Origin of the sequence: Fervidibacillus halotolerans, from assembly GCF_026547205.1 — a bacterium.
GTDB classification, from domain to species: Bacteria; Bacillota; Bacilli; order Bacillales; family Caldibacillaceae; genus Fervidibacillus; species Fervidibacillus halotolerans.
On sequence record NZ_CP106877.1, the window covers coordinates 1,235,454 to 1,250,172 of the forward strand.

The following is a 14,719-nucleotide window of genomic DNA, read 5'->3' on the forward strand; positions in this document are numbered from 1 at the left end:
CCCATCAGTATTTGTCTAAATTTTTGATTGCGTCTTTATTTTATTAAAATAAAGAAACAATGTCCAACAAAAAGCAAAACCCGATCAAAAGTAAACAAAATGTCAAGGATAGAAGCCTTTGTTTTTAATAATGAGTTTATCTTTTCCCGCCTTAATTCTTTTACAAAATAATTTTTCCGATTTTTCATTCTATTCATAAACGATATGATTAGGCCTTTTTGTGAAGTAAAGTCAAATTTTATATAAAAATAAAATATATTTAAAAAATATTTCAAAACGGTTTAGGTTTTCGACGCTTTTTGATCCACGTTATAAATGAAGGCGAATACTTCCGCCACCGCCATAAATAACTCCTCCGGGATCTTTTCCTCGATATTAACTTTATCTAAAAGTTCTACTAAAGAAGCATCTTCATAAATCGGTATGCGATGCTTTTTTGCTTCTTCGATGATCTTTTCTGCAACGAATCCTTTCCCCTTTGCCTTCACAACCGGAGCCGTGTCCTTTTTTTCATCATACGTAAGAGCGATAGCTTCTTTTTTTTCGTTTTTTTTCATATTTTCACATCAACCTTTCCACTATGAAAATAAGAAAGGGGAACCTCCCTACGAGATTGATTTTGTTCTAATCGTTCAAATTTAATGGTGCTAAGGGAATATCCAATCTTCTCGATATTTTCCTTTAACATTTGAACATATGATTGAATAGATGTTTTATTAATTATCTGTTCCGTTTTTACTTGTAAACTAATGATTCGATTTTGCACATTCATATGAATAAATGTTTTCCCAAGTCGAGGCATATTTAAATCAAAAAGAATGCGGGAGAAATGTTTGTCTAGCTCCCCATCTTTTCCCCTTTTTCCTTCCCATTGAAAAGTGGCGTCGATCATTTTTTCCTTCAATGGTACCGGAATAGAAAAAGTTAAAATCATATACGGATTTTGGTCTTTATTGGATAATTGTCCCCCGAGGATTCGGTAATATAATGCTTCAAAAGCTTTAAGAACTTGTTTTGGCAAATGTTCTCCCTTTTGTAATTGTTGACTGAGAAGATCTTTTAATGATGGTGGTACCACGTTCTCCTCAGATGGCGTAGACATCCGAGAATCAATTCCGATTTCTTTTAAAAGGAAACGTATAGCCCGATATACGTCATGACCTTTCCCCCAATTGGTTTCGACTAGAGGGGTTTCCCCGTGAATTTTCCTTCCAGAAAGGGTTTGAAGGTGATGTGAAATCTCTTCTTTTTTCTCTACTGAACTGTTAGATAATTCCTTCATCAAACGATCGAACAAAACCGAGAATGGTTCCCTTTTGATCGTTGCAAAAATCGTTTTAAACATATGGTCGGTAAAAGGGAGCTTTCCCTCAATCATCAAACGAATTGCTTCTAACGTTCTTTTCGCATCCCCTGTTTCTTTTAACCATTTTTCACCTATTGTAAATTTCGATTGATCAATGGGAACTTTCCAATCCTTTAAAGCAGAAAGGAATAATTTCGCTTCTTTAGAAGTAGATACGCCAAAAAAATCTCCTTCTTTCTCATGTGAAATCATTAAACGGATTCCTTCGTTTTGTCTTTTTACTCGAAACCAGTAATCCTTTGAAACATCTAACGGTGCATCAACCTTCGCAGTAATGAGTTGATTCCCAAATTGTACCTTTGCAAAACCGTTCCCATCAAGGTGAATCACCTTTCCGAAAAAAATTTGTCCGGAGCGAAAGGAAATTGAACTTTCGTAATACTTTGGAGCAGGTAGATTTCCAAATTGAACATGATCCATGGTGACCCTCCCTAAATCAGTAATGGATAAAACGAGCATACCTTTTTATTTATATCGTCAATCTTTCATTCAGTTTCACAACTTATTATTTTCATCGTTAAACTAATGAAAAAAAATCCCGACGAAAAAACGTTGGGATTCGAATGAAAAATATGTAGCTTCTTCGATGGAAAAGGTTCGTAAGGTAAATGTGTCCTTTTGTCCAAAGAAATTGAGAAAATCCTATTCGAGTCGAAGGTAGTGTTACCATCATACGTACACTAACAAGGAAAAATGGGAAAACTTTCGAATGTAAATTAAAAAAGCGAATTTGTATTTGCGGTTGAATCGAAAAATTGTTTAATTGGAGCAAAAGTTTTCCGATGAATCGGGGAAGGCCCGAACCGATTGATCGCTTCAAGATGCTCCTTTGTTCCATACCCCATATTTCTTTCAAAACCGTATTCAGGATACGTTTTTCCATATTGGATCATCATCCGGTCCCGACGAACCTTCGCAACGATGGAGGCACTCGCAATGGAAAGGGATCTGGCATCTCCTTTGACGATGCTCGTTTGAGAAATCGGACAATCGATGTTCATTCCATCGATTAATAAATAATCGGGAAGGGGGCTTAATTGTTTTATAGCCATATTCATCGCCTTTTTTGTTGCTTGATAAATATTGATTCGATCGATTTCTTCATGATCGACCATTCCGATACCTACGGAAATAGCTTGACGAAGGATTTGTTCATAAAGCTGCTCTCTCTTTTTCGGCGACAATTGTTTCGAATCATTGATACTTTGTAAACGAAAGTCATCAGGTAAAATCACTGCCGCTGCAACAACTGGACCTGCCAACGGACCACGACCTACTTCATCAATACCAGCAATGTAACGGAATCCTTGGAACTTTACCTGTTTTTCAAAAACAAGCATTTCCTCTAAACGTTTTTCTTCCTGTAATAAGCGTTCTTTCTTTCTTTTCCACTTTTCGATTAATTTTGCAACACTTTTCCTTTCGTCTTGTTCACATAGTGCGATTAACGGATCATCCAAGGAAGTGACCGATTTCAGTTTTTCCTCTATTTGAGCAAGTGTCAAATGAACTCTATTGTTCATCCCCGATTTCCTCCGGTGTTTCAAAGGTTAATTTACCGAGCTTTTCCGAACGAATATCACGGATGATTACTTCCGCGGTTTTATCATAATCGACGACTCCCCCACTTGCTAGGCAACCTCTTTTCTTTCCGATATGGACAAATAGATCGACGATTTCATCCGAAAAAGAGGAAAATCCGTATCGTTCTTTTAATGCTTCAGGATATTCTTCCTTTAAATATTGAAGTCCGTAGACGGCAACATCTTGCAAATTCAAAATCGTATCCTTTATGGCACCGGTTAAAGCCAATTTATAACCGACTTTTTCATCTTCAAATTTCGGCCATAATATACCTGGAGTGTCGAGAAGTTCGATGTCCTTTCCAACTTTTACCCATTGTTGCGCCTTCGTGACTCCTGGTACATTTCCCGTTTTTGCGATATTTCGATTCGCAAGTCGATTAATCAACGTTGATTTTCCAGAATTTGGAATTCCCACGACGAGTGCACGCATGGCACGGGGATTCATTCCTTTGGCACGCATTCGTTCCAATTTATCTTGCAATATTTCCTTCGTTTTTATTTTAATTTTATCGATTCCTTCCCCTGTTTGGGAATTGATAGGTATCGCATAAATGCCCTTTTCTGTAAAATAGGTTAACCATTTATCCGTTTTTTTCAAATCGGCTAAATCCGCTTTATTCATCAGCACGATTCGCGGTTTATTTTGGATGATTTGATCGATCATCGGATTTCTTGAAGAAAAGGGGACTCTTGCATCGACTAATTCATAAACGATATCGATTAGTTTTAGTTTTTCTGTAACTTCCCTTCTCGCCTTTGCCATATGGCCTGGAAACCATTGTATGGACATTTTTTCACCTACTTTTATCCAATCATAGATGTGTTCATTATTTTATAATTTTAATTTCATCTAACGGCCAATAAATAATATTTGCTTTTCCTAGAACATTTTCCATCGGAATCGGTCCGATATGTCGGCTATCTTTACTATAGCGTCGATTATCGCCCATGACGAATACATGACCTTCTGGAACTACTATGGAAAATGGCTCAGTTAATGTTCCTCCGACTAATTCCTTTTTATATTTATCCAAATATGGCTCGTCATATTTTTGCCCGTTAATATAGAGGGTATCATTTTTGTATTCAATATGGTCACCAGGTAACCCGATGATTCGTTTAATGTAATCCTTTTTTTCTGGTGCGTGGAATACGATAATATCAAACCGTTTGGGCTCACCAATTAAATAGGAAAGTTTGTTAACGATCATCCGGTCATTATCCTCTAAAGTGGGCATCATCGATTCGCCATCAACAACGATTGGGGTAAATAGAAAAAAACGAATAATAGCAGTAAGAATCGCTGCAATAATAAATATTTTTATCCATTCCCAAATTTCATTTTCTTTTTCAAACACGTATTAGCCCTCCAACATGTTTATTCATCGAGACCTAAAACTAAACATTTACGTTCAATGTAAAACAAGAAATATATCGTTATATTAACAGTATATCAAATTTTAGCCTATTTTTTCATTTTTTTATTAAACAGAAAAAGGGCCTGCACACAAGCCCCTTTTTCTCCACAGGTTATCGAATTTCTTTAATACGTGCAGCTTTTCCACGTAAGTTACGTAAATAATAAAGTTTCGCACGACGTACTTTTCCTCGACGCACAACTTCTAATTTAGCGATTTTTGGTGAATGAACAGGGAATGTCCGTTCCACACCAACACCGTAGGAAATTTTTCGCACAGTGAATGTTTCGCTAATGCCACCACCGCGACGTTTGATCACTACACCTTCGAACACTTGAACCCGTTCACGATTTCCTTCCACGACTTTCACATGTACGCGGACGGTATCGCCAGGACGGAATGAAGGAAGATCCGTGCGCAATTGTTCTTTTGTAATTTCATTAATAATATGATGCATTCGTTTCCACTCCTTCCAACAGATGCTCATACAAACATAATCGGTAAGGAATTTCTGTCATTCCTTCCCCACATTTGCAGCGGAACATCGTTATCAATCTTCCGTTTAACGGAAGCCATTGACTATATTATCATATTTCCCAAAGAAGATTCAATAGATCATTTCTTTTTTTTCTCTTTTTTTATTTCTTCAAACCATCTTTTCTCTTCTTCGGTAAATGGATAATGGTTTAACAGATCTGGTCGGCGTTCAAATGTACGCTTTATTGATTCTTTTTTTCTCCATTCTGCTATTTTTTTATGATCACCGGATAGGAGGACATCTGGAACAGTCATTCCCCGAAATTCCCGGGGACGAGTGTAGTGGGGGTGTTCCAATAAACCGCTGGAGAACGAATCGTTGATGGGAGAATCATTATTCCCTAGTACACCGGGTAGGAGTCGTACAATACTATCGACTAGCACCATCGCCCCCAATTCTCCTCCAGTTAAAACGAAATCACCAATAGATATTTCATCCGTAGCCAAATTTCGAATCCGTTCATCAAAACCTTCGTAATGTCCACATATCAATATCAAATGATCTTCTTGAGCTAATTGCTCAGCCTTTTTTTGTGTATACCGTTCACCTTGTGGAGTTAGCAAAATAATACGGGGGTGGCTTTTGTTTTGATCCAAAAGATTATCGACGGCACGGTAGATTGGTTCCGGCTTTAAAACCATTCCTGCACCACCGCCGTATGGATAATCATCGACGCTTTGATGCTTATTGTTCGCATATTTTCGAAAATCGATGACGTTTATACGTACAGTTCCTTTTTCCCGTGCCTTTTTTAAAATCGATTCGTTCAATACACCTGTAAACATATTCGGAAATAATGTTAAAATATCGATTTGCATCAGTTGAACAATCCTTCCATCGGTTCGATTCGAACGACTTGATCTTCCACATTGATTTCTTTAACGACTTCACCAATATATGGAATGTAATACTCTTTTCCATCCTCGCCTTTTACGACCCAAACATCATTTGCACCGGGAGTGAGAATATTTGTTATCACTCCCATGTGCTGGTTGTCTGTCGTCATTACTTTGCAACCGATAATCTCATGGAAATAGTATTCACCATCAGACAGGGGTGACAATTCCTTTTCTGAGACTTTTAAAATGCCCCCCTTTAAAGGTTCCACATCATTGATGGAATGGTAACCGGTAAAAGTAAGGAGATCGAAATTTTTATGTTTTCGCCAACTGTTTACTTCCAATTCAATCGGGGGTTTTTCAGGGGTTAAAAATAAATACAATTTCGATCCCTTTTTATACCGTTGCTCTGGAAAATCCGTTACCGAGATTACCCGCACTTCCCCCCGAATTCCATGGGTATTTACGATTTTCCCAACTTTGTAATATTTCTCCAATCTTCTCACCTCGCTATTGAATATCGATTACAATCCCATCTTTTACAATAATCGATCGCTCAAAACGAATTTTGTTCCAATCATCGCCCACCTTCACTTCAACGAGTCCTTGCAATTCATCTTCCTTTAATTCGGAACCAATTGGTAAAACGTCCAATTGCTCCATTTGAAAATCCAATAGTTTGATCTTTTCCAAACGGGTATCCATTTCCTTTTCAAATCGTTGACGTAGTGTAGGATCTGGATATTTTCTTGCTTTTTCCACCCTTTTCCACTCAAATTGGAGTTGTTCTAACTCCTTTTTTAATTGGGCCTTCCGATTGGAAAAGGAGATGAACAATTCCTTTTTGCTTGTTTCTGTTAAAACTTGTTTAACGGTTACTTTCGTTAAAATTTTCATCAACTTATCTCCCTTCATTCATCGGATTGAAGAATTAGGAGTGAGCGCGTAAAAAATTCAGTCCTATCACCGAATTTTACAATATAAATAAATTAGATCGAGTCAAGATCAATCAGCAAATGCCATCGTTATCGAAACGATTTTGATGAAGAAATCGACATTTTCAACAATATATGAGAAAAAGGAGGGTTATCCCCCTCCTTATTCGCTAATTTTTAAATACACTTTCTTTTGTTCCGTTGCTTGTGCATGGGCATAAACAACCGTTCGAATCGCCTTTGCCACTCGTCCTTGTTTACCGATTACTTTTCCCACATCATTTTTATGAACAGATAATTTATAAGTAATGTGGTTCCGTTCCTCAATCACATCGATTTGGACGTCCTCGGGATGTTCAACAAGGGGTTTGACGATCGTCTCAATTAACTGTTTCATGGCCTTTATTTACCATTTTTTTCGTTATGAAATTTTTCCAAAATGCCTTCTTTTGAGAAAAGATTGCGAACGGTATCAGAAGGTTTCGCCCCGTTTTTCAACCATTTTAATGCCAATTCTTCATCAATTTTCACACTAGCTGGTTGTGTTAACGGGTTATACGTTCCGATTGTTTCGATTTGACGTCCATCACGTGGAGAACGGGAATCTGCAACTACGATTCGATAAAATGGGGATTTTTTCGCTCCCATACGTTTTAAACGAATTTTTACTGCCATTTTTCGTACACCTCCAAATAGTTTCACACAAAACAGTATATTAGCAGACAAATTTTACTTTGTAAAGTATTTTTTCTTAACAGCTATAATTTTTTACCACTGAAATCATGTAGCTGTTACATAAAAGGGAATTTCAATGCGCCCCGCTTCTTCCCTTTTTTCTGCATATTCGTCATCTGCTTCATCATTTTTTTCATTTCCTCGAATTGCTTTAACAGGCGATTCACTTCTTGAATCGGTCGCCCACTACCCTTTGCAATTCTTCGCTTTCGACTCGCATTGATAATTTCTGGTTTTTGTTTTTCTTCCGTTGTCATCGATTGGATAATGGCTTCCACGTGACGAATTTGCTTTTCATCGATGTGAATATTATTTAAACCTTTCATCTTCCCAGCACCGGGAAGCATTTTCAACAATTCATCAAGGGGGCCCATGTTGCGGACTTGGGAAAGCTGTTCGAGAAAATCGTCTAATGTAAAAGACATCGTCCGCATTTTTTTCTCCAATTCCTTCGCCTTTTCCTCATCGACGGAGGCTTGGGCTTTTTCAATTAACGTTAATACATCACCCATACCTAAAATTCTCGAAGCCATTCGTTCGGGATGAAATGGTTCTAACTGATCGAGTTTTTCACCGAGACCGACAAATTTAATCGGTTTTTCGGTAACAGCACGGATGGATAATGCCGCTCCGCCTCGAGTATCCCCGTCCAACTTCGTTAAAATGACGCCGGTGATCCCAAGTTGCTCATTGAAACTTTTTGCCACATTGACTGCATCTTGTCCAGTCATCGCATCGACGACTAAAAAAATCTCATCGGGTTTTACCGCATCTTTTATGTTTTTTAGTTCATCCATCAATTCTCCGTCGATATGAAGGCGACCTGCCGTATCGATTAATACGTAATCATGATGATCTGTCCTCGCCTGCTCAACCGCCTTTTTCGCAATATCTACCGGGTTGACTTTGTCACCTAACGTGAAGACAGGCATGTTGATTTGTTTCCCTAATGTTTGCAATTGTTTGATAGCTGCTGGACGGTAAATATCAGCCGCTACAAGTAATGGGTTTCGATTGTGCTTTTTCCGTAAATGATTTGCCAATTTTCCAGTCGTCGTCGTTTTCCCTGCCCCTTGAAGACCGACCATCATTATGACGGTAGGCGGTTTCGGACTTACGGCAATTTTACTTTGTTCCCCACCCATTAATGCGGTTAATTCTTCTTTAACTACTTTAATCACTTGCTGTCCGGGAGTTAAACTTCTCATGACTTCTTGGCCTACAGCACGTTCGCTAACCTTTTTAATAAAATCTTTGACGACTTTCAAGTTTACATCCGCATACAATAAGGCGAGCCGAACTTCTCGCATCATCGCCTTAACATCCGCTTCTGTCACTTTCCCTTTGCCACGAATTTTTTGCATCGTACTTTGTAGTCGGTCGGCCAATCCTTCAAACGCCATGTAACGACCTCCTAATCTAATTCATTCAATTCTTTTACAATTTGCAAACTACGTTTTCGATCCTCTTCTGTCATTTTTCCTTCCAACAGTTCTGTTAAATCCTTCAACAACTGCCGCCGTTTTAAAAACTTTTCATATAGGTGAAGTTTTTTCTCATATTGTTCAAGAATTGCTTCCGTTCGTTTAATATTATCATAAACGGCTTGTCGACTAACAGAAAACTGTTCAGCTATTTCACCGAGGGAAAAATCATCCAAATAGTAAAAGGACATATAATCCCGCTGTTTACTTGTTAGCAGTTCCTGGTAAAAATCGTACAAATAATTCATTCGGGTCGTTTTTTCCAGCATGATTTTTCTCTCCAAAATAGGTGTTAAGTAAAAAAACTTTACAAAAACATGTTACACGGATTTGGCTTGATTGTCAATTGGGATTCGCTTACGAAATTGAACCAAGTTAAAATTGCTTCCATAAGGATTTAAAGCCGCTTTCTCTTTTTCGCTTCAATCAATCGGTTAATCTTCTCCTCTCTACTTTGTTGATCATTCGTATAGTTGTCCCCTCTACTTTTTAGAGATTCACCTTTTTCAATACTCTTATCTTGAATTTTTTCAACGTTTTTTCCCTTCGGAGTTTTACTGATGCTGGGTTCGGTCTGTTTCCTTTCTTTCGTTTTTTCCAAAATCGTTCCAATGCTTTTTCCGTGACTTCGATTTACATTGATTTCCTTATTCCTTCTTTCTTTTATTTTGTCGATCAAGAAAGAAAAACCAAATCGACGATAGAAAAATTCAAAAAATAGGAGAAAAAAAACAGTAAGTAAAATCGAATGGCTAAGTTCCGTACGATTTACTAACGGTTTTTTCAACGGACGAAAAACGTTTGTTTCCTCCGAAATTTGACTCCCCCCTGTTTCTTTAGCAATTTCCTGTAATAAATCTTCGTTCGTTCCTAAAAGAAGATACTCTTCAGAATAAGGGATGGAAAAGCCCGTTTGGTATGTTCGTACTTCCCCATCTTCAAACGTCTGCTTTACTTGTAAATAATACAGCCCCGATTCCTCTGGTAAATCCAATTCATATTCATTTGGTCCAATTAATTTTACGTTTTCATCCATCTTTTCTCCTTGATCGGAAACGATGGAAACTTCCATTTGGAACAGGCGACGATCGCCCGTTTTCAAGCGACCGAATTTTTCTCCACCTTCTTTTTCAATCGTAAAGGAAAAGGGTGTTGTTTCATACTGGGGCAGAGAACGGGAAACGATATAATTTAAAAATTTTGACCAATCTTTCCAACTAGCGAATTCTCCAGACCATTTCCCTGTTACATCGGATGTAAAGGCAACCGTTCGACCAAGTCCATATGTCCACTCACTAATAATCGGGTCATCTTTATCGCTAATGATCGGGATGGAAGCTAAATCCTTCGGTGTTGTGGCAATGTATGCATTCATTTTCGGAACGGTTTCTGTAAACAAACGATCCCATCCATCCATAGGAAATACCCTTGGAACAAAAGGGTCATCTACGATATACGTTCTCGTCATCATCGATGTTTCCCTCGATAAAATACTCGGAATGACCGATTCGTTTTGTACATCGTAAAACCTTCCTTCCCCTTCTTTAGCAAGTTTTTCTAACAGGAGACGATTCGCTTCAGTTCCGATAGCAACAGTTGATAACGTAATATGGCTTTTTTTTGCCCGGTCAATTAATGAAAAATAATCCCCATCGATACTCGCTTCTCCGTCAGTTAATAAGATGATATGCTTCCTTTGGAGATCAAGGGTTTCCAATTGTTCAACTGCAAGTTTCAATGAATCATAAAACTGCGTCCCACCACCGGAAGAAATGGAACGTATTTTTTCAATCGTTTTATCACGATTCTCAATGGGACTCGTTTCGATGATAACGTGAGGTTTATAATCGAAGACAATAAATCCAAAATAATCCTTTTCACGAAGTAATTCGACTGATCTAGCTGCAGCTTCTTTCGCAATCATGATCTTTTCTCCACGCATGCTTGAGGAACGATCGAGTACAATGACCAAACCGAGGGAAGGCAATTGCTTTTTCCCCGTAATTTCCATATTAACAGGCAATAATCGTTCGATCGGAGTTTGGAAATATCCGCCTAAACCGAAACTATTTTCTCCACCGAGCATAACGAATCCTTTCCCGAATTCTTTAACCGCCTGTTCAATGAAATTCATTCGATGTTCAGGGACATAGGTGGCAGATATATTGTTAAAAAGGATCGATTCATAGGATAAATAACCCCTTAATGTGTCTGGTAACATGCTAGGTAAAAGCGAATCCACATGTAGACCGGATTGTTGTAAGATTCCGCTTAATGGAGATGGTTGATCTTCTACAAGCAATATTTTTGGAATACCCTTCACATTGGTAACAGCAAAAAGGGTATTATTTTCGATAAATGTATCCTGATCAGTCATGAGTTCAGCTTTAAACACGTTCAGACCTGTTTCTTGAACGATGTCATGAAAGGAAAAACGGTTTTCCCCTCGCTTTACTTGAACAGGTTCATGGATGATTTTTTTACCGTTTTTAAAAATAGTTAAATACGCAAATCCATCCGTATTGCTTTGCACGTGAACAGTGATGACCGCCTGTTCCCCTTCGTATAAAGATTCGGATAGAGAAAACAAGGAGAGGGCCATCTCTTCTTTTTCATTTCCCTCCACTAGCATATAATCGACTTCGATTCCACGGTCTTTTAACAATTGACCCGCATTTATGGCGTTTCCTTTCGTTTCTAATCCGTCGGTAATTAAAACGATCCTACCGCCATTTTTCAGTAAAGAACTGGCTAAATACAGACCGTCTTCGATATTGGTATCCCCTTTTTCATCAAAGGAATAAAAGGTAAAGGGTTCTTTCCGTTGACGTAAAGGGGACTCCAACTGGGGGGAATTCCCAAAGGAAAGGACTGCGTACCGATCTTCCAGCCCTTTCTTTTCGATCATTTCATTGACGATGGATAGTGTTTCCTCCTCCGAACCGGTTACACTATTCGATCGATCGATCAGGAAAACGACATCCACATTTTTATCAGGTATTCTGATACCCGGTATAGTCAAAGCAAATACAAGAAGGATAAAGATTATACCGCGGAAAATAACGAGAACGAATTTTCCGCTTCTATTTGTTCCAATATGTTTTTTGTAAAAAAAATACATGCTAAAAAGGATGGGAATTAGGAGAATGAGCATAAATGGGTATTTCATTTCAAGCATTTCTACGGAACACCTCCCATTCCACGAACAAAATGAGTAGGGCGAAAAGGGCTAATGGAAACCAAAGGGAATTTGTACCTACCTGTTGTTTTTCCCCTGTCGTTCCATCCAATAGGGAATCGTTTAATGTAAAGGACTTTTCCGATGATACCTTTTTTTCTTGTTCATCGATTAGTACCGAAAAATAATATATTTGATGACCCGATATAGCTTGGTAGATTCCCGGTTCAAAGGGAGCTTGGAAAGCCTCTCGATTCGTTTGTACGGTATACAAATTTTTCCCATCGATTGAGAATACTTCGACCAACTCGGATTCGAAGTTGAGCCATTTTTTTTCTCCTGGTTGAAAATATTCCATCGGCTTCGATTGTTGGACGAGCCATTCGTAACTATTGTATAAGAAGATTGGAAAGTTCGGATGCATTGGCCAATCCGTTTGTTCGATAGGAAATAAAAACGCGACCGTTGGAATGCCATCGAGCATCCCCTTTTGAATTAGCGGTCGATCGCCGACAGAAACGATCGATTCCAATTCATTAAAGGGCGAACTCGAACGACTTTTTGAAATATGAACATTTCTCATATCTACATAGTTCAATAAAGGATCGTCTACTTGTTTAATAGAACCGAGCACCGGTTCCAAATTTTCCGTAGTACTCTCAAACAAAAAATAACCGATTCCATAGTCGTCTTCTATAGACGAAAGATCTGTCGCAACGATTCCCTTTTCATGAGGAGCCGTCTGTTGGTCATCGAGATGGTAAACGTCCACGCCGATACTTTCAAGTCCCCTTACAAAAAATGGAGAAATATTTCCGTGAACATATACTGGTTGTGTATTTTGATGGAATAGGGCAGTGGAAAAGTTATCGGGTACGTATTCATCTTCTACATCTACAATTCCGTAATAAAAACTTTGTTTCGGTAATGAATCGATCGGAATGAGCATTTCCGAATCGGGGGAAAGAACGACGGTTTTCTGAAAGAGGATTCCTTTTTCTCCTTTAACCGAGAAGGTAGCCTCTCTTTTAACGTCACTATCGTTTTTCAAAACCGCAATCCCCTTTACTTTATCAAACATGGATCCAACGACAAAGGAACGAAGGGAGACATTGATTACATCCTCTTGTGAATTATGAACAACGACATATCGGTCATTTATGATCTTCGTAACTTCCTCCCATTTCACCCCATCTGAAAATAGATGGATAGCCCCCTTTTCGTTAGCCAACATAGCCCTGGCCAGTCGTAAAGCTTGAGCTATATTTTCATGTTCGTATGTAACGGATAATCCCTCAATCGCATCCTTTATCTTTTTTCGATCCGATTCCTTCCATAATTGTATTTCCGGATTGGACCCGGCTGTAATGATTGTCACTTCCTGCTCGTGAAGTTGATCGAGGATCGATAACATTTCTTCCTTATGCCGGTCAAAAACGGTTTTGGACCCGTGATTTGCCAACATCGTTGCAGATGTATCCACAATAAAAATGAATTCTTCTCCCTTTTCCCTTTCGACGGTTAAATAAGGACGCATTAACGCAAACATTAAGAAGAGTAACGACAAAAGTTGCAACCAAAACAACAGGTGATTTTGCCATTTTTGGAAAAAACGAGATGCTTCCCGTTCTTTCATAACTTGGATCCATATCATATTGGATGGAATGACTTTTTTCTCGTATTGTTTTCGAAAAAAGTAAAACAACACAAAAAGTCCGATCAATGTGATCAATGCAAACATATACGGGTTTAAAAATCCCATCCTTTCACCTCATTCCAACCAACCGTGCTTTATACAAGTTTGTAAAAAAAACTTATGCAAATTTTCGCCCTCAACTACTTGTAAGTAATGGATTTTATATCGACGACATAAAACCTCCAGTCGTTTTATATGCTGATGTAATCGATTTTTGTACTTTTCAACCACAGTGTTTGACATCGACACATTTACCGTAGTATTTTGTTCACTATCTACCAATTGAACATCCCTTTCATAGGGTGGGGCAATTTCTTCTTTTCCTAATATGTGAAGAAAACGGACTTCTTTTACCCTAGGTGCAATCCGTTGAAAGAGCGTTGCAATTTGGTCAATCGGTTCCCAAGCATCGGTGATGATAATTGTTAAATCTCGCATCGGGATAAATCGCTTCTCCATATTTTTTGAGAAATCCGTCGAGTTTTCTTTTTCTTTTGGAAGTTCACAAATATGATCAACGATGTTTTTGCTAAAGGAGCTTCCTTTTCGTTCTAACGGAGGAGTATTCCAATGTTCACCAACGGGAAGAAATGTGAACCGATCTTCATTATTTAATGCAATAAACCCAAAAGCAGCAGCCAATAGCTTAGCAAACTCCCATTTTTTTTCATCCAATGTCATGGAAGTCGTACTATCTAAATACACAACAACAGATATTTCCTGTTCATCCAAAAATCGTTTAATATACAATTTTTCTGTTCTCGCATAAACATTCCAATCAATTCGTCGGGGATCATCCCCTAATTCATACTGACGATAATCGGAAAAATCGAAGGAATATCCGAATGCGCTGGAAACCCGCATTCCTTTATGAAATCCTTTTCTTTTCGTTTTTACGACTAATTTTCGTTTCGCCAAATGATGAAACCAATTGTAGGACATTT

Annotated in this window: 16 protein-coding genes; all 16 read right to left on the reverse strand. The window is 38.3% G+C overall.

Annotated elements, in window-relative coordinates; translation table 11 throughout:
- Window positions 1–281: 281 nt before the first annotated feature.
- The 16 genes from OE105_RS05810 to OE105_RS05885 all read right to left on the reverse strand — a co-directional run bounded on the left by OE105_RS05810 (window position 282) and on the right by OE105_RS05885 (window position 14,717).
- Window positions 282–557 carry an EscU/YscU/HrcU family type III secretion system export apparatus switch protein gene (locus OE105_RS05810; protein ID WP_275421802.1) on the reverse strand — a complete coding sequence of 92 codons (276 nt, stop codon included), beginning with the start codon at window positions 555–557 and terminating at the stop codon, window positions 282–284.
- Window positions 554–1,786, reverse strand: coding sequence for a hypothetical protein (locus OE105_RS05815; RefSeq protein WP_275421803.1), 1,233 nt, complete (start codon window positions 1,784–1,786; stop codon window positions 554–556). Before OE105_RS05815 ends, OE105_RS05810 begins: the two co-directional genes overlap by 4 nt.
- A 296-nt stretch (window positions 1,787–2,082) precedes the next feature.
- Entirely contained in the window at window positions 2,083–2,889 is an 807-nt protein-coding gene (locus OE105_RS05820) for a ribonuclease HII (RefSeq protein ID WP_275421804.1), read from the reverse strand.
- A complete protein-coding gene (gene ylqF / locus OE105_RS05825) occupies window positions 2,879–3,742 on the reverse strand; it encodes a ribosome biogenesis GTPase YlqF (protein WP_275421805.1) in 864 nt (287 codons plus the stop codon). Before ylqF ends, OE105_RS05820 begins: the two co-directional genes overlap by 11 nt.
- A gap of 37 nt (window positions 3,743–3,779) precedes the next feature.
- Window positions 3,780–4,310: a signal peptidase I gene (gene lepB / locus OE105_RS05830; RefSeq protein ID WP_275421806.1), complete on the reverse strand. Its 531-nt coding sequence runs from the start codon at window positions 4,308–4,310 to the stop codon at window positions 3,780–3,782.
- A gap of 172 nt (window positions 4,311–4,482) precedes the next feature.
- Window positions 4,483–4,827 (reverse strand): 50S ribosomal protein L19, encoded by a 345-nt coding sequence (gene rplS / locus OE105_RS05835; RefSeq protein ID WP_275421807.1) that lies wholly within the window; start codon window positions 4,825–4,827, stop codon window positions 4,483–4,485.
- A gap of 158 nt (window positions 4,828–4,985) precedes the next feature.
- Complete coding sequence (gene trmD / locus OE105_RS05840) at window positions 4,986–5,726, reverse strand: tRNA (guanosine(37)-N1)-methyltransferase TrmD (protein WP_275421808.1); 741 nt, start codon at window positions 5,724–5,726, stop codon at window positions 4,986–4,988.
- Complete coding sequence (rimM, locus tag OE105_RS05845; RefSeq protein ID WP_275421809.1) at window positions 5,726–6,244, reverse strand: ribosome maturation factor RimM; 519 nt, start codon at window positions 6,242–6,244, stop codon at window positions 5,726–5,728. Before rimM ends, trmD begins: the two co-directional genes overlap by 1 nt.
- Before the next feature lie 13 nt (window positions 6,245–6,257).
- A complete protein-coding gene (locus tag OE105_RS05850; RefSeq protein WP_275421810.1) occupies window positions 6,258–6,644 on the reverse strand; it encodes a YlqD family protein in 387 nt (128 codons plus the stop codon).
- 201 nt (window positions 6,645–6,845) lie between these two features.
- Window positions 6,846–7,079, reverse strand: a complete 234-nt coding sequence (locus OE105_RS05855) for a KH domain-containing protein (RefSeq protein WP_275421811.1) — start codon at window positions 7,077–7,079, stop codon at window positions 6,846–6,848.
- Between the two features lie 5 nt (window positions 7,080–7,084).
- Window positions 7,085–7,357 (reverse strand): 30S ribosomal protein S16, encoded by a 273-nt coding sequence (gene rpsP, locus OE105_RS05860; RefSeq protein WP_275421812.1) that lies wholly within the window; start codon window positions 7,355–7,357, stop codon window positions 7,085–7,087.
- A 116-nt stretch (window positions 7,358–7,473) separates the two neighbouring features.
- Complete coding sequence (gene ffh, locus OE105_RS05865) at window positions 7,474–8,820, reverse strand: signal recognition particle protein (RefSeq protein WP_275421813.1); 1,347 nt, start codon at window positions 8,818–8,820, stop codon at window positions 7,474–7,476.
- 11 nt (window positions 8,821–8,831) lie between these two features.
- On the reverse strand, window positions 8,832–9,173 hold the full coding sequence (locus OE105_RS05870; protein WP_275422110.1) for a putative DNA-binding protein: 342 nt from the start codon (window positions 9,171–9,173) through the stop codon (window positions 8,832–8,834).
- 125 nt (window positions 9,174–9,298) lie between these two features.
- Entirely contained in the window at window positions 9,299–12,079 is a 2,781-nt protein-coding gene (locus OE105_RS05875; protein ID WP_275421814.1) for a VWA domain-containing protein, read from the reverse strand.
- Window positions 12,072–13,841 carry a vWA domain-containing protein gene (locus tag OE105_RS05880; protein ID WP_275421815.1) on the reverse strand — a complete coding sequence of 590 codons (1,770 nt, stop codon included), beginning with the start codon at window positions 13,839–13,841 and terminating at the stop codon, window positions 12,072–12,074. Before OE105_RS05880 ends, OE105_RS05875 begins: the two co-directional genes overlap by 8 nt.
- A gap of 9 nt (window positions 13,842–13,850) precedes the next feature.
- On the reverse strand, window positions 13,851–14,717 hold the full coding sequence (locus tag OE105_RS05885; RefSeq protein WP_275421816.1) for a DUF58 domain-containing protein: 867 nt from the start codon (window positions 14,715–14,717) through the stop codon (window positions 13,851–13,853).
- Window positions 14,718–14,719 lie beyond the last annotated feature (2 nt).

Excerpts from the sequence above, each read along its gene's own strand:
- trmD (WP_275421808.1), bottom strand. The coding sequence starts at position 5,726 with ATGCAAATCGATATTTTAACATTATTTCCGAATATGTTTACAGGTGTA.
- ylqF (WP_275421805.1), bottom strand. The coding sequence starts at position 3,742 with ATGTCCATACAATGGTTTCCAGGCCATATGGCAAAGGCGAGAAGGGAA.
- OE105_RS05815 (WP_275421803.1), bottom strand. The coding sequence starts at position 1,786 with ATGGATCATGTTCAATTTGGAAATCTACCTGCTCCAAAGTATTACGAA.
- OE105_RS05810 (WP_275421802.1), bottom strand. The coding sequence starts at position 557 with ATGAAAAAAAACGAAAAAAAAGAAGCTATCGCTCTTACGTATGATGAA.
- OE105_RS05850 (WP_275421810.1), bottom strand. The coding sequence starts at position 6,644 with ATGAAAATTTTAACGAAAGTAACCGTTAAACAAGTTTTAACAGAAACA.
- OE105_RS05820 (WP_275421804.1), bottom strand. The coding sequence starts at position 2,889 with ATGAACAATAGAGTTCATTTGACACTTGCTCAAATAGAGGAAAAACTG.
- rplS (WP_275421807.1), bottom strand. The coding sequence starts at position 4,827 with ATGCATCATATTATTAATGAAATTACAAAAGAACAATTGCGCACGGAT.
- OE105_RS05885 (WP_275421816.1), bottom strand. The coding sequence starts at position 14,717 with ATGTCCTACAATTGGTTTCATCATTTGGCGAAACGAAAATTAGTCGTA.
- ffh (WP_275421813.1), bottom strand. The coding sequence starts at position 8,820 with ATGGCGTTTGAAGGATTGGCCGACCGACTACAAAGTACGATGCAAAAA.
- OE105_RS05880 (WP_275421815.1), bottom strand. The coding sequence starts at position 13,841 with ATGGGATTTTTAAACCCGTATATGTTTGCATTGATCACATTGATCGGA.
- OE105_RS05855 (WP_275421811.1), bottom strand. The coding sequence starts at position 7,079 with ATGAAACAGTTAATTGAGACGATCGTCAAACCCCTTGTTGAACATCCC.
- OE105_RS05875 (WP_275421814.1), bottom strand. The coding sequence starts at position 12,079 with ATGCTTGAAATGAAATACCCATTTATGCTCATTCTCCTAATTCCCATC.
- rpsP (WP_275421812.1), bottom strand. The coding sequence starts at position 7,357 with ATGGCAGTAAAAATTCGTTTAAAACGTATGGGAGCGAAAAAATCCCCA.